The sequence below is a fragment of the Mycobacterium sp. genome (genome assembly GCF_044223235.1).
Lineage (GTDB): Bacteria > Actinomycetota > Actinomycetes > Mycobacteriales > Mycobacteriaceae > Mycobacterium.
In genome coordinates, this window is record NZ_JBGAME010000001.1 from 574,446 (window position 1) to 595,394 (window position 20,949).

Here is a 20,949-nt window from a genome sequence, read left to right on the forward strand (position 1 = left end):
GGACAGCGGCGGAAGCGCTGTGGGTCAGTGCTTCTCCGGGCCGATGTAGTACTCGAACACCAGACCCGACACCGCGGCCAGCACGAAGACGATGCCCGCGACGAGCAGCCAGGGCAACCACAGCGCACCACCCACAGCGGCGGTCGAGAAGGACAGCGCGATCATGATCGGCCACCAGCTGTGCGGCGGGTAGAAGCCCAGCTCCCCTGCGCCGTCGGCGATCTCGGCGTCCTCATAGTCCTCCGGCCTGGTGTCCAGCCGGCGGGCGACGAAGCGGAAGAAGGTGCCGGCGAGCAGCGTCAGCCCTGCGGTGAGCACCAGGGCGGTGGTGCCCGCCCATTCAAGTCCGCCGGTGGCGAACAGAGCGGTCAGCACCCCGTACACGACGGCTGCCAGCACAAAGAATGCGGTGAGGAACTCGAACAACCGGGCTTCGATGTGCATGGATTTCCCTACTTGCTCGCAACGGGCTGGGGGACCCGCTCACCACGGCGGGTGTCGAACGGGGAGGTGGTCTCCGCCAGCGGCGACTGGTTGATCGCCCGCAGCGCCTCGGCGTTGGTCGCGCCGCCCATGCGCTCCTCCAGGTAGGCCTTGAAGTCATTGGGTTCCACGACGCGGACCTCGAAGTTCATCATCGCGTGATAGGTGCCGCACATCTCCGCGCAGCGGCCGACGAAGGCGCCCGTCTCCATGATCTCGCTGACCTGGAAGATGTGGTCGGAGTTGTTGGCCTCCGGGTCGGGCATCACGTCGCGCTTGAACAGGAACTCGGGCACCCAGAACGAGTGGATGACGTCGGCCGAGGCGATCTGGAACTCGATGCGCTTGTTGGAAGGCAGCACCAGCACCGGGATCTCGCTGCTGCTGCCCAGGGTCTCGACCTTGTCGAAGTTCAGGTAGGTGCGGTCCTCGGGGTTGAGGCCCTTGATCGCTCCGACGTGCTCCTCGCCGTGCTCGTCGACGCCCTCCGGCTTGGACTCCATCGCGGCCTTGCGGTCGTTGTCGACGCCGTCGTAGGTGAAGGTGCCGTCGGCGAAGTTCACCTTCTGGTAGCCGAACTTCCAGTTCCACTGGAAGGCGGTGACGTCGATCACCACCTCGGGATTGGGATCCTTGTGCATCATCTTCTCCTGCACCACCACGGTGAAGTAGAACAGCACCGAGATGATGAGGAACGGCGTCACGGTCAGCGCCAGCTCCAGCGGCATGTTGTAGCCGAACTGCCGCGGCAGTTCGGTGTCTGTCGCCTTCTTGCGGTGGAACGCCGTGGTCCAGAACGTCAGCGCCCAGACGATGACGCCCACGACCAGCGCGGCGATGACCGACGCGACCCACAGCTCGCGGTTCACGTGGGCCTCCGGCGTGATGCCCTTCGGCCAGCCGAGGCCGAGGGCGTCCGACCAGGTGCAGCCGGACAGCACGAACGCCGTCGCGCCCAGGACCACTGTCAGTCCGATTCCCCGTGCCACCACCTTGAGCCTGTGAGGTGTCACGTCGGCGCCTCCTAGAAGTCCGTGGAAATCGACCGCAAGCGGTCAGTCGCGCATGCGAATACTACGCAGCGTAGACCACCGCCGGGTGCGGGTCTCGGTACACCTCGGGATTAGGCATACTGACCCGGTGTGCGGACTGCTGGCCTTCCTGCGTAACCCGTCCGCCGATGTGTCCCGCGATGCCGTTGTCCAGGCGGTTTCCGGTGCGACACACCTGATGCGGCACCGCGGGCCCGACGAACCGGGCACGTGGTCGGACGACGCCGGCGACACGATCGTGGCGCTCGGCTTCAATCGGTTGTCGATCATCGACATCGCGCACAGCCATCAGCCGCTGCGCTGGGGACCGCCCGAGGCACCCGATCGCTACGTGCTGGTGTTCAACGGCGAGATCTACAACTACCTGGAGTTGCGAGAGGAACTCGCCGCCGGCCACGGGGCCACTTTCGCCACCGACGGCGACGGCGAGGCGATCGTCGCCGCCTACCACTTCTGGGGCGCCGACGCGCTGACCCGGTTGCGCGGCATGTTCGCATTCGCGCTGTGGGACACCGTCGAGCAGGAGCTGTTCTGCGCCCGCGACCCCTTCGGAATCAAACCGCTGTTCATGGCGACCGGCCCCGGGGGCACCGCGGTGGGCAGCGAGAAGAAGTGCCTGCTGGACCTGGCCCCGATCCTCGGCCTCGACCTCGGCGTCGACGAGCGCGCGGTGCAGCACTACACGGTGCTGCAGTACGTGCCGGAGCCCGAAACGCTGCACCGGGGGGTGCGCAGGCTGGAGTCGGGCAGCTACGTCCGCCTGCGGCCGGGCGTGCCGCCGCAGACCACGCGCTATTTCGTGCCGCGGTTCGCCGCGCGGCCGTTCGCCGCCGGGGGCGAGCAGGCCCGCTACGACGAGATCACCGCGGTGCTCGAGGATTCGGTGGCCAAGCACATGCGCGCCGACGTGACGGTGGGGGCGTTCCTGTCCGGCGGGATCGACTCCACCGCCATCGCGGCGCTGGCGATGCGCCACAACCCGCGGCTGATCACCTTCACCACCGGCTTCGAACGCGAGGGCTTCTCGGAGGTGGACGTCGCGGTGGCGTCGGCCGAGGCGATCGGGGCCAGGCATGTCACCAGGGTGGTCGGGCAGGCCGAGTTCGTCGCCGCGCTGCCCGAGATCGTGTGGTACCTCGATGAGCCGGTGGCCGACCCCGCGCTGGTGCCGTTGTTCTTCATCGCCCGGGAGGCGCGCAAGTACGTGAAGGTGGTGCTATCCGGCGAGGGCGCCGACGAACTGTTCGGCGGCTACACGATCTACCGGGAACCGCTATCCCTGAAACCGTTCGACTACCTGCCACGGCGGCTGCGCAAGTCGGTGGGCAAGATGTCGGCTCCCCTGCCCGAGGGCCTGCGCGGTAAGAGTCTGCTGCACCGCGGGTCGCTGACGCTCGAGGAGCGCTACTACGGCAACGCCCGCAGCTTCTCCGACGATCAGCTGAGGGCGGTACTGCGGCGGTTCCACCCGGACTGGACACACACCGACATCACCGCCCCGATCTACGCGGAATCGGCGAGCTGGGATCCGGTGGCCCGGATGCAGCACATCGACCTGTTCACCTGGCTGCGCGGCGACATCCTGGTCAAGGCCGACAAGATGACCATGGCCAACTCGCTGGAGCTACGCGTGCCGTTCCTGGATCCGGAGGTGTTCGCGGTGGCCGCACGGCTGCCGCTGGACCAGAAGATCACCAGGGCGACGACGAAGTTCGCGCTGCGGCGCGCGTTGGAGCCGATCGTGCCTGCGCATGTCCTGAACCGGCCGAAGCTGGGCTTCCCTGTGCCGATCCGGCACTGGCTGCGCGCCGGGGAGCTGCTGGAGTGGGCCCATGCGATGGCCGGGTCGTCGCAGGCGGGCGATCTGATCGACATCGCCGCGGTCCGCACCATGCTCGACGAGCACCGCGCCGGTGTCAGTGATCACAGCAGGCGACTGTGGACCGCGCTGATCTTCATGCTGTGGCACGCGATCTTCGTCGAAGGCAGCGTGACCCCGCAGATCAGCGAGCCGCAGTATCCGGTGCAGCTGTAGTCAGGCGCCGAGCGCCGCGCCGATCTCCTCGCCTGCCTCGGCGCCGTAGGCGTCGGCCAACCGCGCCACCGCCTCCTGCCGGTCCCACTGCCACTCCTGCGGGCCCGGCGCCTCGAGGACCAGCACCGCGACCAGCGACGCCAGCTGCGCCGAACGCTCCAGCCCCAGACCGGCGCTGCGACCCGTCAGGAAGCCCGCCCGAAACGCGTCGCCGATGCCGGTCGGATCCTCGCGGTGTTTCTCCGGCACCACGCCGACGTGGATGAACGTGCCGTCGGCGCCTACCACGTCAACGCCTTTGGAACCCAGCGTGGTCACCCGCAGACCGATCTGGCTCATCACCTGAGCCTCGCTCCAGCCGGTCTTGTTGAGCAGCAGATCCCACTCGTAGTCGTTGGTGAACAGGTAGCCCGCGCCGTTGATCAGCCTGCGGATCTCCTCACCTGACAGCCGCGCGAGTTGCTGCGACGGGTCCGCAGCGAACGTCAGGCCCAGTCCCCGGCATTCCTCGGTGTGCAGGAACATGGCCTCGGGGTCGTTGGCACCGACGATCACCAATTCCGGTGTGCCGATCCGGGACACGACATCGGCGAGGGAGATGTCGCGGGCCTGTGACATCGCGCCCGGGTAGAACGACGCGATCTGTGCCATGTCCTCGTCGGTGGTGCAGACGAAACGGGCGGTGTAGGCGGTATCCGAGATCAGCACGCTCGCACAGTCGACGCCCGCCGATTCCAGCCAGCGCCGGTAGTCGATGAAGTCCCGGCCTGCCGCGCCGACGAGGGCGACGTCGCCGCCGAGCACCCCGACCGCGAAGGCCATGTTGCCTGCCACTCCGCCACGGTGGATGACCAGGTCGTCGACGAGGAAGCTCAGCGAGACCTTCTGCAGGTGATCGGCGAGAAGTTGCTCAGAGAACCGCCCGGGGAATCGCATGAGATGGTCGGTCGCGATCGAGCCGGTCACCGCAATGGTCACGTACCGTCACCCTTCGTTCATCAGTGCGCCAGCATGAGCTTACCCAGCCGAGCGGTCCCGTTGGTGTCGGCGGGTTTGCGCTAACCTGCCTACAGGCTTCCGCCCGGTCACTGTAGACGGGCGATCTCATCAACCACTTCGGGGAGCGAACTCTTTTGGCCGGCCCATATCCGTACCCCGAACACTTTCCCCGGCAGCAGTTCCCGCCGCCGCATGCCCCAACCGGACCGGCGCAACCGTACCCCGACGACGTCGCATCGGCGTATCCGGGGATGCTGCCGCCGCCAGTTCACTACCCGAGGCGGCGGCGGTGGCCGGCGATCGTCGGAGCAATTGTCGCGATCGCCGCGATCGGCGCGGTGGCGACCGCCCTCGTCTTCGCTATTACCCGCGATGACGCACAACGGACCGGCGGGCCGCTGACCGACCACGCCGCCCGGGCCGCGATACAGGACTACCTGGACGCGCTGACCGACGGAGACGACGAGACCATCGCCCGGCACACCATGTGCGGGCTGTTCGACGAGGTCAGGGAAAAGCGCTCGGATCTGGCACTGGCGGCGCTGGCCGGCGACGCGTTCCGCAAACAGTTCAGCCGCGCCGAGGTCAGCTCGATCGACAAGATCGTGCCGTGGTCGAACTACCAGGCGCAGGTGCTGTTCACCATGCGGGTCGCTCCCGCGAGGGGTTCCACGCGCGGACAGCCTGCGCCCAACGACGAGGAGCAAGGCGTGGCGCAGTTATTGATCCAGGGCAGCGGCGCCAACCAGAGTGTGCTGGTGTGTTCGTACCTGCTGCGCAGCGGGGCTCAGTACTGAGCCCCGGTGCGGGTCAGTTGAAGGAGTCGCCGCACGCGCACGAGCCCGTGGCGTTGGGGTTGTCGATGGTGAAGCCCTGCTTCTCGATGGTGTCGACGAAGTCGATGGAGGCGCCCTGCACATACGGCGCGCTCATCCGGTCGACGATCAGTGCGACGCCGCCGAACTCAACGGTCAGGTCGCCGTCGAGCACCCGGTCGTCGAAGAAGAGGTTGTAGCGCAGACCGGCGCATCCGCCCGGCTGGACGGCGATGCGAAGGGCCAGGTCGTCGCGCCCCTCCTGGTCCAGAAGGGCTTTGGCCTTGGTGGCCGCGGCGTCGGTCAGGATGACGCCGTGGGCGGCGGTGCTGGTGGCCGACTCGTCCTGAACAGTCATTCCTTCTCCCTAAATGCTGTGCACGGGGGCATGACCACCGAAGGGTGGTGCCCACTTCATCAACGGTACCTTGTTTCGCCCCTATTCCCGATTTCTCCGCGGCCCGCGCTGTGCACACAGCGCGGGCACAGCCGGATCGGAGGTCCCTGCCCTGCGGGTGCGGTGAGGAAAGTAACCTGACATACGTGAACCTGCTGGGCCGTAAGAGGGACAATTCCGACTCCGAGGACGAGTCCTCGACCACCGCGGCTGCCGACCAAGGCGCCGGGTCGGGATCGGGCACGGCCCCCAAGGGCAGGCCGACCCCCAAGCGCAGCGAGGCCGGCCGCAAGCGCGGCCCGGTGGCACCCGCCCCGAAGACGTCGGCGGAGGCGCGTCGCCGGCGCAAGGAGCTGCGCGGACGGAAGCTCAGCAAGGAGGAACGCAAGGCCGAGCGGGTCGAGCGCCGCGCGGTGATGGCCGAGCGCCGAGAACGGATGATGGCCGGCGAGGACGACGCCCTGCTGCCGAGGGACAAGGGTCCGGTGCGCAGGTACGCCCGTGACATCGTCGACGCCCGGCGTAACCTGCTCGGGCTGTTCATGCCCGTCGCGCTCGGCCTGATCTTCGTCATGCTGGCGATGCCGTCCGTCGAGGTGCAGCGGATGATCTCCCCCGCGATGCTCGGGCTCGTGGTGATCATGGTGATCGACGGGTTCATCGTCGCCCGCAAGGTGAATCGCGCGGTCGACGAGAAGTTCCCCGGCAACACCGAATCCGGTTGGAAACTGGGCTTTTACGCCGCCAGCCGGGCGTCGCAGCTGCGCAAGATGCGCGCTCCGAGGCCGCAGGTCGAGCGCGGCACCAAAGTCGTCTGACGCACGGGTATAGCGTGCGGGTTCTGGTGCTCGGCGGTATCCGGTCGGGCAAATCACAGTGGGCCGAGTCCGCCATCGCCGGGTTGGTGGGCGTCGCCGAGCCCGTCCGTTATGTGGCCACCGGGTCCGGATTCGACGCCGAGTGGACCGCGAGGGTGGACGCGCATCGGAGGCGCAGACCAGCGCACTGGTCGACGGTCGAAAGCGATGACCTGCCGCGCCAGCTCAGGGCGGCGCCCGCGGCGGCGACGCTGGTCGACGACGTCGGCGGCTGGCTGACCGCGGTGATGGACCGCCGCGGCGCATGGGCGGGCGCCGACGTCGACCATGACATCGCCGAGGACACCGCCGACCTGATCGCGGCGGTGGCCGAGTTCGCCTCCCCCTTGGCGCTCGTCAGCCCGGAGGTCGGGCTGACCGTGGTGCCCGCCACCGAGTCGGGTCGGCGGTTCGCCGACGAACTCGGCACGCTCAACCAGCGGTTGGCGGCGCTGTGCGACCGGGTGGTGCTGGTGGTAGCCGGGCGGGCGCTTGCGCTCAAGGACTGCGATGACCAGCTCAAGGAGAGCGATGACCGATAGCCTTTCACCGGACTTTCCGCCGGTGACGCCGCCCGACCCGGCAGCGGCCGCGGCGGCGCTGGCGCGGCAGGACATCCTGACCAAACCGCGCGGCGCGCTGGGCAGGCTGGAGGACATCTCGGTCTGGGTGGCGTCGTGCCAGGGGGTCTGTCCGCCGCGGCAGTTCCACCGCGCCAGGGTGGTGGTGTTCGCCGGGGACCACGGTGTCGCGGCCGCGGGGGTGTCGGCCTATCCACCCGAGGTGACCGGCCAGATGGTGGCCAACTTCGCCGCGGGTGGGGCGGCGATCAACGTGCTGGCCGACCTCGCGGGCGCCGAGGTGCGCGTGGTCGACATGGCCGTGAACACCGACGAGCCGCTCTCGGAGTCGATCGGCGCGTACCGGGTGCGCCGCGCCAGCGGCAACATCGCCGTCGAGGATGCGCTCAGCGCGCAGGAGACCGTCGCCGCGCTGGAGGCGGGACGTCGGATCGCCGACGACGAGGTCGACTCCGGTGCCGACCTGTTGATCGCAGGCGATATGGGCATCGGAAATACCACGCCGGCAACGACTTTGATCGCCGCGCTGACCGGAACCGAGCCCGTCGCGGTGATCGGTCGGGGCACCGGCATCGACGACGGGGGCTGGGCCCGCAAAACGGCCGCGATCCGCGACGCGCTCTACCGCGCCCGCACCGTCGGGACCGATCCGGTCGGCCTGCTGCGGGTCTGCGGCGGAGCCGATCTGGCGGCGATGGCAGGGTTCTGCGCTCAGGCCGCGGTTCGCCGCACACCCGTGCTGCTCGACGGTCTGGTGGTGACGGCCGCGGCGCTGATCGCCGACCGCCTGGCGCCGGGGGCGCGATCGTGGTGGCAGGCCGGACACCGATCCACCGAGCCCGCACACGCGATCGCCCTGGAGCGCCTCGAGCTCACCCCGATCGTCGACCTCGGCATGCGGTTGGGCGAGGGTACCGGCGCTGCCGTTGCGCTGCCCATCCTGCGGGCGGCGGTCGCGACGCTGGCGTCGATGGCGACGTTCGATGAGGCCGGCGTCGCGACGTGATCCGTTCGGTCACCGGCGCTTTCGGGTTCGGCACCGTGCTGCCCACCCCGGCGGGGACGACCGGCGCGCCGGGAAGGGGCGTCCTGACCGCACTGCCGGTGGCCGGGGCGGCGGTCGGGGCGGTCGGGGCGGCGACGCTGTGGGTCTGCTCGTCGGCGTTCGGTGCGGGCAGCCCGCTGGCCGGCGTGCTGACCGTCGGGGTGCTGCTGCTGGTCACCCGCGGTCTGCACATCGACGGGCTGGCCGACACCGTGGACGGCCTCGGCTGCTACGGCCCGCCTGCGCGGGCACTGGCGGTGATGCGTGACGGTTCGGCCGGTCCGCTCGGGGCCCAGGCGATGGCGCTCGCCGAGTTGCCCGCCGGCGTCATCGGCTTCGCGGCCGTCGTCGTGGCGGTGACGGCGGGCCGGGTGGCCGCGGTGCTGGCGTGCCGACGGCCGGTTCCGGCGGCCGAGGGCAGTGCACTGGGCGGCGGGGTCGCTGGCACGCAGCCGACGCCGGTCGCCCTCGCCTGGGTGCTGGTCGTCGCCGGGGCCGCCGTCTTCGCCTGCCCGCGGCCCTGGCAGGGCCCGATCGCCGTGCTGGTCGCGCTGGTCTGCGGCACGCTGCTGGTGGGCCACTGTGTGCGCCGCTTCGGCGGCATCACCGGCGACGTGCTGGGAGCGGCGGTCGAGGTGACCGTCACCCTGACGCTGATCGGCTTCGCGATCAGTTGAGGCGGGTCATCCAGCCGTGCGTGTCGGCGAAGGTGCCGCGCTGGATGCCGGTCAGCGTGTCACGCAACGCCATCGTGACCTCACCCGGTTCGCCGTCGGCGATGGTGAATTCACCGGCACCGTACTTGACGTGGGACACCGGCGTGATGACCGCGGCGGTACCGCACGCGAACACCTCGGTGATCTCACCGGCGGCCGCCTTCTTGCGCCACTCCTCGACGTCGATCTTGCGCTCCTCGACGGCGAAGCCCGCGTCGGTTGCCAACTGCAGCAACGAGTCCCGCGTGATCCCCGGCAGCAGCGAGCCGGACAGCTCGGGGGTGACCAGCCGCGCAGTTCCGCCGCTGCCGAAGACGAAGAACAGGTTCATCCCGCCCATCTCCTCGACGAACCGGCGCTCCGTCGCATCCAGCCACACCACCTGGTCGCAGCCGTTGTCGGCGGCCTCCGCCTGCGCCAGCAGCGACGCGGCGTAGTTGCCGCCGAACTTGGCCGCGCCGGTGCCGCCGGGGCAGGCCCGGACATACTCCGTCGACAGCCACACGCTGACGGGTTTGATGCCGCGCGGGAAGTAGGCACCCGCGGGTGAGCCGATCACCAGGTAGCGGTACTCGTCGGCGGGACGGACCCCAAGGCCAGGTTCGGTGGCGAAGATGAACGGCCGCAGGTACAGCGATTCCTCACCGCCGGCGGGCGGCACCCAGGCCTCGTCGACGGCGATCAGCTGCCGCAGCGACTCGATGAACACCTCTTCGGGCAGCTCCGGTATCGCCAAGCGCCTGGCCGACGACCGCAGCCGCGCGGCATTGGCCTCCGGACGGAATGAGACGACGGAGCCGTCCGCCCACCGGTAGGCCTTGAGGCCCTCGAAGATCTCCTGCGCGTAGTGCAGCACGATCGCCGACGGGTCGAGTTCGATGGGGCCGTACGGGATTACCCGCTCGTTGTGCCAGCCCTTGCCCTCGACGTAGTCGATCGAGATCATGTGGTCGGTGTGGTAGCGGCCGAAGCCGGGGTTGCCCAGAATCGCGGCACGTACCTCGTCGCTCGCCGGATTCGCATTGCGCGCAACGGTGAACTCGAGTGGGCCGTCAGTCATCACGCCAGTCTATATCCGCAGCGCCACCGCTTTTGTCGGCCGCATCGGCTCAGCGGGTGCGCACCTGCACGAACGGCGGCTTGACGACCTCACACTCGATCAGCCTGCCCCGGACATCGACCGACACCTGCGCGCCGTCGGAGATGTCGGCGGCGCTGTCCAACAATGCCAGCGCGATGCCGACTTTCAGCGTCGGGGAGAAGGTCCCCGACGTGGTGACGCCGACCGGGGCGTCGCCGTCGAGCACCGTCAATCCGGGCCGCAGCACGCCGCGGCCCACCGCGCGCAGGCCGCGCAGCAGCCGCCGCGGGCCCGCCTGCTTCTCGGCGAGCAGCGCGTCGCGTCCCCAGAACGCGCCCTTGCGCCAGCCGACCGCCCAGCCGCAGCGCGCCTGCAGCGGGGAGATGTCCAGCGAGAGCTCGTGACCGTGCAGCGGGTAACCCATTTCGGTGCGAAGGGTGTCGCGGGCGCCGAGGCCCGCCGGTTCGCCGCCCGCGACGCGAACGGCCTCCACGAGGGCGTCGAAGACGGCCCCGGCCCCGTCCCACGGGGGCAACAGTTCGTAGCCGTGCTCGCCGGTGTATCCGGTGCGGCACACCCGCACGGGCACGCCGGCGAACTCACCGTCGGCAAAGCCCATGTAGTCCATGTCGGTGGGCAGCCCCAGCCCGCCGACCACCTCGGTGGACCTGGGTCCCTGCACCGCCAGCACGGCGTAGGAGCGGTGCAGATCGGTCACTGTCAGCCCGGCGGGGGCCTTCTCGGCCAGTGCGGCGACGACGGCGGCGGTGTTGGCGGCGTTGGGCACGAGGAAGATCTCGTCGTCGGCTACGTAGTAGGCGATCAGGTCGTCGATCACGCCGCCGGAATCGGTGCAGCACAACGTGTATTGCGCCTTACCCGGTTCGATGCGGCCGAGGTCGTTGGTCAGCGCGGTGTTGACGAACTCCGCTGCGCCGGGGCCACGCACCAGCGCCTTACCCAGGTGGCTGACGTCGAACAGGCCGACGGTGTTGCGGGTGGCGGTGTGTTCGCCGACCGTGCCCGCGTAGGACACCGGCATGAGCCAGCCGCCGAACTCCGCGAAGCTGGCGCCGAGTTGGCGGTGGCGCTCGTCGAGGGGGCCGTGCTGGATCTCGGGCTGGATACCCCTCGCACTGTCGCTCACCGGGTCATTCATAGCGCCCAACCCTATCGCCGGGTGATTAGGGTGAAGCCGTGAGCACCGCAACCGGATACCAGCCCCCGTCCGTGACCATCGCGACCTCGGTACCCAAACGCGGCGCGAGCGCTGCGGTGCTGATCGTTCCCGTGGTGAGCGGCGCCGACGACGGGCCGCCCACCGTCGTGGCCAATTCCTTCCTCGACGCCGAGGCGACGGGTGAGATCGAGGTGGCGCTGGAAGCGTTGGGTGCCAAGGGCGGCACCGAGCAAGTGGTGCGGCTGGTGGCGCCGTCGCTGGCCGTGGGCAGTGTGCTCACCGTGGGGCTGGGTAAGTCCCGCGACTCCTGGTCCTCCGATCTGATCCGGCGCGCCGCCGGGGTGGCGGCGCGCTCGCTCAACGGCACCGAGTCGGCGATCACCACCCTGTCGGAACTGGATCTCGAGGCGACGATCGAGGGCCTCATCCTCGGCGCTTACCGGTTCAGCGAGTTCCGCAGCGACAAGACCGCACCCAAGGACCGCGGTTTGCGCAAGATCACGGTGCTGGCCCCGGATGCCAAGGCCGCCACCAAGGCGGCCGCCCAGCGCGCGGTCGACATCGCCGCCGCGGTGGCCACCGCCAGGGACCTGATCAACACTCCCCCCAGCCATCTGTTCCCCGCCGAGTTCGCCAAGCGGGCCAAGGAGTTGGGTGAAGCGGCGGGCCTGCAGGTCGATGTGCTCGACGAGAAGGCGCTGGCGCGAGCCGGTTACGGCGGAGTGATCGGGGTGGGCCAGGGGTCGTCGCGGCCACCGCGGCTGGTGCGGCTGATCCACCGGGGCGCCAAGAAGGGCGCCAGGGGTGCCAAGGCCGGCAAGACGGTGGCGCTGGTGGGTAAGGGCATCACCTTCGACACCGGCGGTATCTCGATCAAGCCGGCGGCGAACATGCATCACATGACCTCCGACATGGGCGGGGCCGCCGCGGTCATCGCGACGGTGGTGCTCGCAGCACAGCAGGCGCTGCCGATTGATGTGATCGCGACCGTTCCGATGGCCGAGAACATGCCGTCGGCAACGGCGCAGCGGCCCGGCGACGTGCTGGAGCACTACGGCGGCATCACCGTCGAGGTCCTCAACACCGACGCGGAGGGCCGGCTGATCCTGGCCGACGCCATCGTGCGGGCCTGCGAGGACAATCCCGACTATCTGATCGAGACCTCGACGCTGACCGGCGCGCAGACCATCGCGCTCGGCGCCCGCACCCCGGGTGTGATGGGCAGCGACGAGTTCCGTGATCGCGTCGCAAAGCTGTCCCAGGAGGTGGGCGAGAACGGTTGGCCGATGCCGCTGCCCGAGGAACTCAAGGACGATCTGAAGTCGACGGTCGCCGACCTGGCCAACGTCAGCGGCTCCCGATACGCGGGCATGCTGGTCGCGGGGATATACCTGCGCGAGTTCGTCGCCGACGGTGTGCAGTGGGCGCACATCGACGTGGCCGCGCCCGCCTACAACACCGGCGGTCCGTGGGGCTACACCGGAAAGGGCGGTACGGGTGTGCCGACCAGGACGATGTTCGCCGTCCTGGAGGATGTCGTTGCCAACGGCTGAATCGGACCCAGCCGCTCGCGGCTGAATCGGCAGGGCGTGGGCGACGCCGTAGACGAGATAGGCCTCCGGGGCGACCGGGCGGATCGGTTTGTCCTTGCGCACCGCCGCGACGATCGCCTTGGCGACCTTGTCCGGGCTGTACTTGCGTGCGGCGAACAGTTTCTCGAACAGCTCCCGGCGGCCCTCGACGTCCCCGCCGCCTGCCGCGGGCGCATCCAGCCGCGTCGTGCTGACGATGTTGGTATCGATGGCGCCGGGGCAGACGGTGGTCAGCCCCACTCCGGCGGCGTCGAGTTCGGCGCGCAGGCAGTCGGAGAACATGTAGACCGCGGCTTTGGAGGTGCAATAGGCGTTGAGCGACTGCTGCGGGAAGTACGACATCATCGACGCCACGTTGACGATGTGCCCGCCGGTGCCGCGCTCGACGAGCCGCCGGGCGAAGGACCGGCAGCCGTTGACGACCCCGCCGAGGTTGACGTCCAACACCCGGTCCCACTGCTCGCGCGGGGTGTCCAGGAACCGGCCCGCATGCCCGATTCCGGCGTTGTTGACGACGATGTCGGGCACGCCGTGGGTGGCGCAGACTTCGTCGGCGAAGCGCTCCACCGCATCGGCATCGGAGACGTCGAGCACGTAGGCGTGGGCCACCCCGCCACGCGCGGCGATCTGGGCCGCGGTGTCCTTGGCGCTGGCCTCGTCGATGTCGCTGACGATCATCTCGGCGCCCTGCCTTGCGAACTCGAACGCCGTCTCGCGGCCGATGCCGCTGCCCGCGCCGGTCACGGAAACCAATGTGTCGCCGAATGGTTCGCGGGGGCGGCCCACCTGGGCGCGCAGCAGGCCGCGCGCGGGCGGGGCCCCGGCGATGTGGTCGACGAACTCCGCGAGCGACCGGGCGAGCACCGCCGGGTGCGACAGGGGTGACCAATGGCCGGCCTTGATGTCGCGTCGCCACAGCTGCGGCACGTAGCGGGAGACGTTCTCGAAACCGCTCGGCGGAATGACCGGGTCGGCGGTGTTGACGATGAGTTGCACCGGCACGCCGACGTAATGGTCGGTCCGGAACGCGCGTGGCCCGCGCGCGGCCAACGCCCGGTAGATCTTGAGCGTGTTCGCGGCGTCGGACGCAACGGTATCGGCGCGGTGGCGCTGGTCGGCAGGGACACCGTCGGTCAGCGCGGCCTTACCGCGCGGTCCGGCGAGCAGCGCACGAACGGCCGCCGGACCCACCCCGGGGACCGAGAACGGGATCATGTAGGACAGCCGAAGCGCCCGGCCCAGCGCACGGCCGAACCGGACGGGCCGATACGGCCGGGCCAGGTCGGCCCAGATGGCCGCGGCGTAGTGGTCCGCGCTCGGCCCCGACACCGAGGTGAACGAGGCGATGCGCTCGGCGGCGGCGGGGCGGCTCAGATACTCCCAGGTCAGGATCGAACCCCAGTCGTGGCCAAGGATGTGGACCGGCTGACCGGGGCTGAACGCGTCGATCACCGCACCGAGGTCGTCGGCCAGGCGCTCGGCGGCATACGCCTGCACCGCCGCCGGCACCGAGGACCGTCCGACGCCGCGGTTGTCGTAGCGGACGATGCGGAACCGGTCGGCGAGCAGCGCGACGATGCCGTCCCACAGCACATGCGAGTCGGGCCAGCCGTGGACCAACACGACCGTCGGCCCGTCGGGGTTGCCTTCCTCGTAGGCCGCGAGGCGAACCCCGTCGGAACTGTCCACGAATGTCGGGGCGGTTTCCCGCGCTGGCGCCGTAGCCATCAGACCTCCACAGCCGATTCAGTGTGAACTTCGATATCTCCCAAATATCTCCCACCGGCGCCTGAGGAGTCTGACAGGCGCGCGGCGTCACCGGTCCTCGAGTTCCTCTCGTGCGGTCCGGCGACGCTCGATCCGCCGCCGGGCATCGTAATCGCGCATTCGCTGCGGGTAGCCCACCTTCTGGACGTCGTAGACCGGAATCCGCAGCCGGTCACTGAGCCGGCGCGCGCCGGTGTCTCCCCCGGCACGCCGCCTGGTCCACTCGCCGTCGGCGGCGACCAGCACCACGGTGACGTCGGTGACGGTGGTCCGCGGCTCGACGAACGCCTCCACTCCGGTGTGCTCAGCAACCCAATCGCGCAGGTATTTCAGGTCGGCGGCGGGGTCATGCGCGGTGCCGCGCGGCGCGCGGCGGACCCGGAACCTGTCGAACATTCCCACCGGCCGTACCTTCCGCCTATCACCGCTGCCAGCATGGGCAGTCTGGGGCATTTCCTCCTTCGATAGTGCCAGAGGAACAAGTGCCTGGTCCGCCACGAAAGGCAGGGGTGAACATGACAGGATGGGGCCGAACCTATTCGACCCGGTACGACTGATGACTGTTCGAGGGAGTCAAGACACATGGCCATCTCCGTTCAGATGCCTGCACTCGGTGAGAGCGTCACCGAGGGCACCGTCACCCGCTGGCTCAAGCAAGAGGGCGACACCGTCGAACAGGACGAGCCGTTACTCGAAGTCTCCACCGACAAGGTCGACACCGAGATCCCCTCTCCCGCGGCGGGTGTGCTGACGAAGATCGTCGCCCAGGAGGACGACACCGTGGAGATCGGCGGTGAGCTCGCCCTGATCGGCGAGCCCGGTGAGGACGGCGGCCAGCCGGCCCCGGCCGCCGAGGAAGCACCCGCGCCCGCCGAGGAGGCTCCGGTGCCCGAGCCCGCCGCCGCGGAGCCCGCACCGGCTGCGGAGTCGTCGGGTGGCGGTGGCGGCGACGCCACGTCCGTGACGATGCCCGAACTGGGTGAGTCGGTCACCGAGGGCACGGTGACCCGCTGGCTAAAGCAGGTCGGCGACGAGGTGGCGGTCGACGAGCCGCTCGTCGAGGTGTCGACCGACAAGGTAGACACCGAGATCCCGTCCCCGGTAGCGGGCACGCTGCTGTCGATCACCGCCGCGGAGGACGACGTCGTCGCCGTCGGTGGTGAGCTCGCCAAGGTCGGCAGCGCCGGCGCGGCGCCCGCCAAGCCGGCACCGGAACCCAAACCGGAGCCCAAGCCCGAACCCAAGCCGGAGCCCAAGCCCGAGCCGGTGGCCGAGGCCAAACCCGAACCCAAGCCCGAACCCAAGCCAGCACCCAAGCCCGAACCGGCGCCCGCCCCGAAGGCGGCCGACGAGCCCGCCGGGTCCGAAGGCGGCCCCTACGTCACACCGCTGGTGCGCAAGCTGGCGTCCGAACACGGTGTGGACCTGGCCACGGTGAAGGGCACCGGCGTGGGCGGACGCGTCCGCAAGCAGGACGTGCTGGCCGCCGCAGAGGCGAAGGCGGCACCACCCGCTCCGGCCGCCGCGGCCCCCGCCGCGGCCCCCGGAAAGGCGCCTGCCGCCGCGCCCGCACCTGCCGCGGCGCTGGCCCACCTGCGCGGCACCACCCAGAAGGTCAACCGGATCCGTCAGATCACGGCCAAGAAGACCCGCGAATCGCTGCAGAGCACCGCGCAGCTCACGCAGGTCCACGAGGTCGACATGACCAAGATCGTTTCGCTGCGGGCCAGGGCCAAGAAGGCGTTCGCCGAACGCGAGGGCGTCAACCTGACCTACCTGCCGTTCATCGCGCGGGCGGCGATCGACGCGCTCAAGGCGCATCCGAACGTCAACGCGAGCTACAACGAGGACAGCAAGGAGATCACTTACTACGACGCCGAACACCTCGGCTTCGCGGTCGACACCGAGCAGGGCTTGCTCTCCCCCGTCGTGCACAACGCCGGCGACCTGTCCCTCGGCGGGCTCGCGCGTGCCATCGCCGACATCGCCGCGCGGGCGCGCTCGGGCAACCTGCGGCCCGACGAGCTGTCCGGCGGCACGTTCACGATCACCAACATCGGTAGCCAGGGCGCGCTGTTCGACACCCCGATCCTGGTCCCACCGCAGGCGGCCATGCTCGGCACCGGCGCCATCGTCAAGCGGCCGCGGGTGATCGTCGACGAGTACGGCAACGAGTCGATCGGCGTACGCTCGGTGAGCTACCTCCCGCTGACCTACGACCACCGGTTGATCGACGGTGCGGATGCGGGACGGTTCGTCACCACCCTCAAGCGTCGGCTTGAAGACGGCGCATTCGAGGCCGATCTGGGGCTCTGAACCGGATGGGCGGCGGAGCCGCCGGATCGTCGACGCCGGACACCGCCGTCATTGCCATAGCGGGGTCCTCGGGCCTCATCGGTTCGGCTCTGGTGTCCGCGCTGCGAGCCGCGGACCATCGGGTGGTGCGTATCGTTCGCCGCGCGCCGGCGAACGCCGACGAGCTGTTCTGGAACCCCGACGCCGGCGAGTTCGACGCGGGCGCGCTGCGCGGGGTGGACGCCGTGGTGAATCTGTGCGGCGTGCAGGTCGGGCGCAAGCGCTGGTCGGGTGCGTTCAAGCAAAGCCTGCGCGACAGCAGGATCGAACCCACCGAGGTGCTCGCCAGCGCGGTCGTCGAAGCCGACGTGCCGGTGCTGGTCAACGCCAGTGCGGTGGGCTATTACGGCGACACCAGGGATCGCATCACCGACGAATCGGCGCCGCCGGGCGAGGGTTTTCTGGCCCATCTGTGCCGGGACTGGGAGGCGGCGACGGTGCCTGCGCAACGCGCGGGCATCCGTGTCGTGCTGGCCCGCACCGGTTTGGTGTTCGCCTCGTCGGGCGGGATCCTGAACCGGCTGCGGCCGCTGTTCTCGGTGGCGCTCGGGGCGCGGCTCGGCAACGGCCGCCAGTACATGCCGTGGATCAGCCTGGAAGACGAGGTGCGCGCGCTGTTGTTCGCGATCTTTCACGACAACCTCGTCGGGCCGGTCAATCTGACCGGCCCGGCGCCCGTTACCAACGCCGAGTTCACCACCGCGCTGGGCCGCACGATGAACCGGCCGACGCCGTTGATCGCCCCCGGCTTCGTATTGCGCACGGTGCTGGGCGAATTCGCCGACGAGGGGGTGCTCGGCGGGCAACGCGCCATCCCGGCGGCGCTGGAGCGCGCAGGCTTTCACTTCCACCACCACACCGTGGGCGAGGCCCTCGCGTACGCGACGGCACCCAAAGTGGGCTAGCCGGGCGCGCCGCGGCGGCCGATTTCCCGCAGTGTGCGCCCCAAGTATCTTTGGAGAGTGGCGCCAACTTCCATCCGATCGGCGACGACACCCATCGACGTACGGTGGCTGGGCACCGTCGACTATGTGAGCGCGCTGGAACTGCAGCGCGCGCTCGTCGACGCACGGGTCGCCGGCGGACCCGACACGCTGCTGCTGCTCGAACATCCGCCGGTCTACACCGCAGGTCGCCGCACCGAACCCCATGAGCGGCCGGTCGACGGCACACCCGTGATCGACACCGACCGGGGCGGCAAGATCACCTGGCACGGACCCGGTCAGCTGGTCGGCTATCCGATCATCGGCCTTGCCGAACCCCTCGATGTGGTGAATTACGTCCGGCGGCTCGAGGAGGCCTTGATCGCGGTGTGCGCGGGGCTGGGTCTGCCGACAGGGCGGGTGCAGGGCCGCTCGGGGGTGTGGGTGCCCCCCGACGACCGAGGTACCGGGCCGAGGCCGGCCCGCAAGGTCGCCGCGATCGGTATCCGCGTTGCCCGGGCGACGACGCTGCACGGGTTCGCGCTGAACTGCGACTGCGACCTCGGTGCGTTCTCGGCGATCGTGCCGTGCGGCATCAGCGATGCGGGGGTGACGTCGCTGACCGCCGAACTCGGCGGCCACCTCCGGGTCGGTGACGCGCTCGACGACGTCGCCGACGCGATCGCCGACGCCCTCGACGGCCGTCTGCCGGTCGGTGGCGCGACCGCGGCGCGAGTAGGATCCGCACGGTGAGCCTCCCAGCCAACGTGGTACCAGATGGCCGCAAGTTGCTGCGCTTGGAAGTGCGCAACGCCCAGACGCCGATCGAGCGTAAGCCGCCGTGGATCAAGACCAGGGCGCGGATGGGCCCGGAGTACACCGAGCTGAAGGACCTGGTTCGCCGCGAGGGCCTGCATACGGTGTGCGAGGAGGCGGGCTGCCCCAACATCTACGAGTGCTGGGAAGACCGCGAGGCGACCTTCTTGATCGGCGGCGAACAGTGCACCCGCCGGTGCGACTTCTGCCAGATCGACACCGGCAAGCCCGCCGACCTCGACCGTGACGAGCCGCGGCGCGTCGCCGAGAGCGTGCAGACGATGGGCCTGCGGTACTCGACCGTGACCGGGGTCGCCCGCGACGATCTGCCCGACGGCGGCGCATGGCTGTACGCCGAGACCGTGCGCTACATCAAGAAGCTCAACCCGGATACGGGTGTGGAGCTGCTGATCCCGGATTTCAACGGACAGCCCGCCCTGCTCGAGCGGGTCTTCGAGTCGCGGCCGGAGGTACTGGCCCACAACGTCGAGACGGTGCCGCGGATCTTCAAGCGGATCCGGCCCGCGTTCCGCTACGACCGAAGCCTCGCCGTGCTGACCGCGGCCCGCGACTACGGCCTGGTGACCAAGTCGAACCTGATCCTCGGCATGGGTGAAACCCCCGACGAGGTGCGCACGGCGCTGGTCGACCTGCACGCCGCGGGATGCGACATCGTCACGATCACGCAGTACCTGCGCCCGTCGGTGCGTCACCATCCGGTGGAGCGGTGGGTCAAGCCCGAGGAGTTCGTCGAGTTCGCGGAGTTCGCCGAGGGACTCGGCTTCGCCGGTGTGCTGTCGGGCCCGCTGGTGCGCTCGTCGTACCGCGCGGGTCGGCTCTACGCACAGGCGGCGCGGCTTCGTACCCCCTAGCGCGCACCCGTATTCTGGATCAATGGCGAAGTCCCGCAATCCCGCTGCGGCCAAGGCCGCAAAAGCCGAGGCCAAAGCCGCCCGCAAGGCGGCAAGCAAGCAGCGTCGTCAGCAGCTTTGGCAGGCCTTCCAGATCCAGCGCAAGGAAGACAAGCGGCTGCTGCCGTACATGATCGGCGCGTTCGTGCTGATCGTCGCCATCTCGGTCGCGGCAGCGATCGCCATCGGCGGCATCACCCTGTACACGCTGATCCCGCTCGGCGTGCTGCTCGGCGCGCTGGTGGCGTTCGTCATCTTCGGCAGGCGGGCGCAGAAGGCGGTCTACAGCAAGGCCGACGGCCAGACCGGTGCGGCCGCGTGGGCGCTGGACAACCTGCGGGGTAAGTGGCGGGTGACGCACGGCGTCGCCGCGACCGGCCACTTCGACGCGGTGCACCGGGTGATCGGCAGGCCCGGGGTGATCTTCGTCGGCGAGGGGTCGGCGGCGCGGGTGAAACCCCTTCTCGCCCAGGAGAAGAAGCGGACGGCGCGGTTGGTCGGCGACGTCCCGATCTACGACGTCGTCGTGGGCAACGGCGAGGGCGAGGTGCCGCTGTCCAAGCTCGAGCGACACCTGAACAAGTTGCCGGCCAACATCTCGGCTCAGCAGATGGATTCACTGGAGTCCCGGCTGGCCGCGCTCGGTACCAAGACTGGCCCCGCCGGGATGCCCAAGGGACCGCTGCCGGCGCAGGCGAAGATGCGCGGCGTCCAGCGCACCGTGCGGAGGCGCTAGCCCCGCCTGATCAGCACGGTGTTCGTCAGCCGGTCGTGCAGGCCGCGCAGGTCGGTGTCGGAGATCAGCGGCGGGATGATCAGCGCGATGAGCAGTCCCCGGACCACGGCACGGCCGAAACCGACGCGCTCGCGGCCGTCGGTGGGGACCACCACCAGGCCCAGCGCCAGCTGGCCGGGGCTGAATCCGAACAGCGGCAGCGACACCGCGCCGATGACGAGCCAAATGACCAGAACAGCGGTGGACAACATCGCCGTCGACACCACTCCCAGCACCATCGCCAGCGCCGCCAATCCGTAGGCGATCAGCCAGTCGACGAACAGTGCCGCGACGCGCCGTCCCGTCCGGGCGACGGACCGCGGACCCGACTCCGCCAGGCCGAGGCGCTGGCCGGGAAAGGCGGTGGATGCGTGGTCCCGGGTGCCCGTCTCGCCGTCCGGTTCGAACGCACCGGACCCTGACAGCCAGGACCCAATTGTGCGGGCCATATTGTCAGGATAGGCAGGTGCACTACCGCTGCTGCCGGCGCCGCTGTCAGGACAATTGGAAGTGATCTGCGTAACTCCGGCGCAATATATGGTTGACGACGGCGCAATATCCGCCCCCTA

20 protein-coding genes and 1 pseudogene are annotated in these 20,949 nt (G+C 69.6%); 12 read left to right on the plus strand and 9 right to left on the minus strand.

Annotated elements, in window-relative coordinates; genetic code table 11:
* Positions 1 to 24: 24 nt before the first annotated feature.
* Together ctaF and ctaC are read right to left on the minus strand one after the other, a co-directional pair.
* Entirely contained in the window at positions 25 to 444 is a 420-nt protein-coding gene (ctaF, locus tag ADBZ6K_RS02550; RefSeq protein ID WP_526344230.1) for an aa3-type cytochrome oxidase subunit IV, read from the minus strand.
* 8 nt (positions 445 to 452) lie between these two features.
* Positions 453 to 1,496: an aa3-type cytochrome oxidase subunit II gene (gene ctaC / locus ADBZ6K_RS02555; protein WP_526344231.1), complete on the minus strand. Its 1,044-nt coding sequence runs from the start codon at positions 1,494 to 1,496 to the stop codon at positions 453 to 455.
* Positions 1,497 to 1,623: 127 nt separating this feature from the next.
* Here ctaC and asnB point away from each other — a divergent pair, with 127 nt between their 5' ends.
* Positions 1,624 to 3,570 (plus strand): asparagine synthase (glutamine-hydrolyzing), encoded by a 1,947-nt coding sequence (gene asnB, locus ADBZ6K_RS02560; RefSeq protein WP_526344232.1) that lies wholly within the window; start codon positions 1,624 to 1,626, stop codon positions 3,568 to 3,570.
* Here asnB and ADBZ6K_RS02565 read toward each other — a convergent pair whose 3' ends face one another.
* Positions 3,571 to 4,548: a carbohydrate kinase family protein gene (locus ADBZ6K_RS02565; RefSeq protein WP_526344233.1), complete on the minus strand. Its 978-nt coding sequence runs from the start codon at positions 4,546 to 4,548 to the stop codon at positions 3,571 to 3,573.
* Positions 4,549 to 4,703: 155 nt separating this feature from the next.
* Here ADBZ6K_RS02565 and ADBZ6K_RS02570 point away from each other — a divergent pair, with 155 nt between their 5' ends.
* Entirely contained in the window at positions 4,704 to 5,366 is a 663-nt protein-coding gene (locus ADBZ6K_RS02570; protein WP_526344234.1) for an Rv0361 family membrane protein, read from the plus strand.
* 13 nt (positions 5,367 to 5,379) lie between these two features.
* Here ADBZ6K_RS02570 and ADBZ6K_RS02575 read toward each other — a convergent pair whose 3' ends face one another.
* Positions 5,380 to 5,742, minus strand: coding sequence for a HesB/IscA family protein (locus ADBZ6K_RS02575; RefSeq protein WP_526344235.1), 363 nt, complete (start codon positions 5,740 to 5,742; stop codon positions 5,380 to 5,382).
* Between the two features lie 185 nt (positions 5,743 to 5,927).
* On the opposite strand from ADBZ6K_RS02575, the gene ADBZ6K_RS02580 reads away from it, so the two are divergent.
* The 4 genes from ADBZ6K_RS02580 to ADBZ6K_RS02595 are packed head-to-tail and all read left to right on the plus strand — an operon-like array spanning position 5,928 to position 8,941.
* Positions 5,928 to 6,599: a DUF3043 domain-containing protein gene (locus ADBZ6K_RS02580; RefSeq protein ID WP_526344236.1), complete on the plus strand. Its 672-nt coding sequence runs from the start codon at positions 5,928 to 5,930 to the stop codon at positions 6,597 to 6,599.
* Between the two features lie 14 nt (positions 6,600 to 6,613).
* Positions 6,614 to 7,180 (plus strand): bifunctional adenosylcobinamide kinase/adenosylcobinamide-phosphate guanylyltransferase, encoded by a 567-nt coding sequence (gene cobU / locus ADBZ6K_RS02585; RefSeq protein WP_526344237.1) that lies wholly within the window; start codon positions 6,614 to 6,616, stop codon positions 7,178 to 7,180.
* Complete coding sequence (gene cobT, locus ADBZ6K_RS02590; protein WP_526344238.1) at positions 7,170 to 8,225, plus strand: nicotinate-nucleotide--dimethylbenzimidazole phosphoribosyltransferase; 1,056 nt, start codon at positions 7,170 to 7,172, stop codon at positions 8,223 to 8,225. Before cobU ends, cobT begins: the two co-directional genes overlap by 11 nt.
* The gene (locus ADBZ6K_RS02595; RefSeq protein WP_526344239.1) at positions 8,222 to 8,941 is read left to right on the plus strand and encodes an adenosylcobinamide-GDP ribazoletransferase; all 720 of its coding nucleotides are present in this window, start codon (positions 8,222 to 8,224) and stop codon (positions 8,939 to 8,941) included. Before cobT ends, ADBZ6K_RS02595 begins: the two co-directional genes overlap by 4 nt.
* On the opposite strand, the gene ADBZ6K_RS02600 is transcribed toward ADBZ6K_RS02595, so the two are convergent.
* On the minus strand, positions 8,934 to 10,040 hold the full coding sequence (locus tag ADBZ6K_RS02600; protein ID WP_526344240.1) for a branched-chain amino acid aminotransferase: 1,107 nt from the start codon (positions 10,038 to 10,040) through the stop codon (positions 8,934 to 8,936). The two genes, ADBZ6K_RS02595 and ADBZ6K_RS02600, sit on opposite strands and share 8 nt — an antisense overlap.
* 49 nt (positions 10,041 to 10,089) lie before the next feature.
* Positions 10,090 to 11,187 (minus strand): glycine cleavage system aminomethyltransferase GcvT, encoded by a 1,098-nt coding sequence (gene gcvT / locus ADBZ6K_RS02605; RefSeq protein ID WP_526344363.1) that lies wholly within the window; start codon positions 11,185 to 11,187, stop codon positions 10,090 to 10,092.
* 71 nt (positions 11,188 to 11,258) lie between these two features.
* Between gcvT and ADBZ6K_RS02610 the strand changes: the two genes are divergently transcribed.
* Positions 11,259 to 12,794, plus strand: coding sequence for a leucyl aminopeptidase (locus ADBZ6K_RS02610; protein WP_526344241.1), 1,536 nt, complete (start codon positions 11,259 to 11,261; stop codon positions 12,792 to 12,794).
* Positions 12,795 to 12,821: 27 nt separating this feature from the next.
* Here ADBZ6K_RS02610 and ADBZ6K_RS02615 read toward each other — a convergent pair.
* Together ADBZ6K_RS02615 and ADBZ6K_RS02620 are read right to left on the minus strand one after the other, a co-directional pair.
* Positions 12,822 to 14,561: pseudogene (locus ADBZ6K_RS02615) on the minus strand (SDR family oxidoreductase); the annotation flags it as partial.
* 87 nt (positions 14,562 to 14,648) lie between these two features.
* The gene (locus ADBZ6K_RS02620) at positions 14,649 to 15,002 is read right to left on the minus strand and encodes an oxidoreductase (RefSeq protein ID WP_526344242.1); all 354 of its coding nucleotides are present in this window, start codon (positions 15,000 to 15,002) and stop codon (positions 14,649 to 14,651) included.
* 180 nt (positions 15,003 to 15,182) lie between these two features.
* Between ADBZ6K_RS02620 and sucB the strand changes: the two genes are divergently transcribed.
* The 5 genes from sucB to ADBZ6K_RS02645 are packed head-to-tail and all read left to right on the plus strand — an operon-like array spanning position 15,183 to position 20,341.
* Positions 15,183 to 16,916 carry a 2-oxoglutarate dehydrogenase, E2 component, dihydrolipoamide succinyltransferase gene (gene sucB, locus ADBZ6K_RS02625; RefSeq protein ID WP_526344243.1) on the plus strand — a complete coding sequence of 578 codons (1,734 nt, stop codon included), beginning with the start codon at positions 15,183 to 15,185 and terminating at the stop codon, positions 16,914 to 16,916.
* A 5-nt stretch (positions 16,917 to 16,921) separates the two neighbouring features.
* Complete coding sequence (locus ADBZ6K_RS02630; RefSeq protein ID WP_526344244.1) at positions 16,922 to 17,860, plus strand: TIGR01777 family oxidoreductase; 939 nt, start codon at positions 16,922 to 16,924, stop codon at positions 17,858 to 17,860.
* 57 nt (positions 17,861 to 17,917) lie between these two features.
* Positions 17,918 to 18,631 carry a lipoyl(octanoyl) transferase LipB gene (gene lipB, locus ADBZ6K_RS02635; RefSeq protein WP_526344245.1) on the plus strand — a complete coding sequence of 238 codons (714 nt, stop codon included), beginning with the start codon at positions 17,918 to 17,920 and terminating at the stop codon, positions 18,629 to 18,631.
* Entirely contained in the window at positions 18,628 to 19,566 is a 939-nt protein-coding gene (lipA, locus tag ADBZ6K_RS02640) for a lipoyl synthase (protein WP_526344246.1), read from the plus strand. The genes lipB and lipA overlap by 4 nt, the downstream gene beginning before the upstream one ends.
* A 22-nt stretch (positions 19,567 to 19,588) precedes the next feature.
* On the plus strand, positions 19,589 to 20,341 hold the full coding sequence (locus ADBZ6K_RS02645; RefSeq protein WP_526344247.1) for a DUF4191 family protein: 753 nt from the start codon (positions 19,589 to 19,591) through the stop codon (positions 20,339 to 20,341).
* On the opposite strand, the gene ADBZ6K_RS02650 is transcribed toward ADBZ6K_RS02645, so the two are convergent.
* Positions 20,338 to 20,829 carry an RDD family protein gene (locus ADBZ6K_RS02650; protein WP_526344248.1) on the minus strand — a complete coding sequence of 164 codons (492 nt, stop codon included), beginning with the start codon at positions 20,827 to 20,829 and terminating at the stop codon, positions 20,338 to 20,340. The two genes, ADBZ6K_RS02645 and ADBZ6K_RS02650, sit on opposite strands and share 4 nt — an antisense overlap.
* Between the last annotated feature and the right edge of the window lie 120 nt (positions 20,830 to 20,949).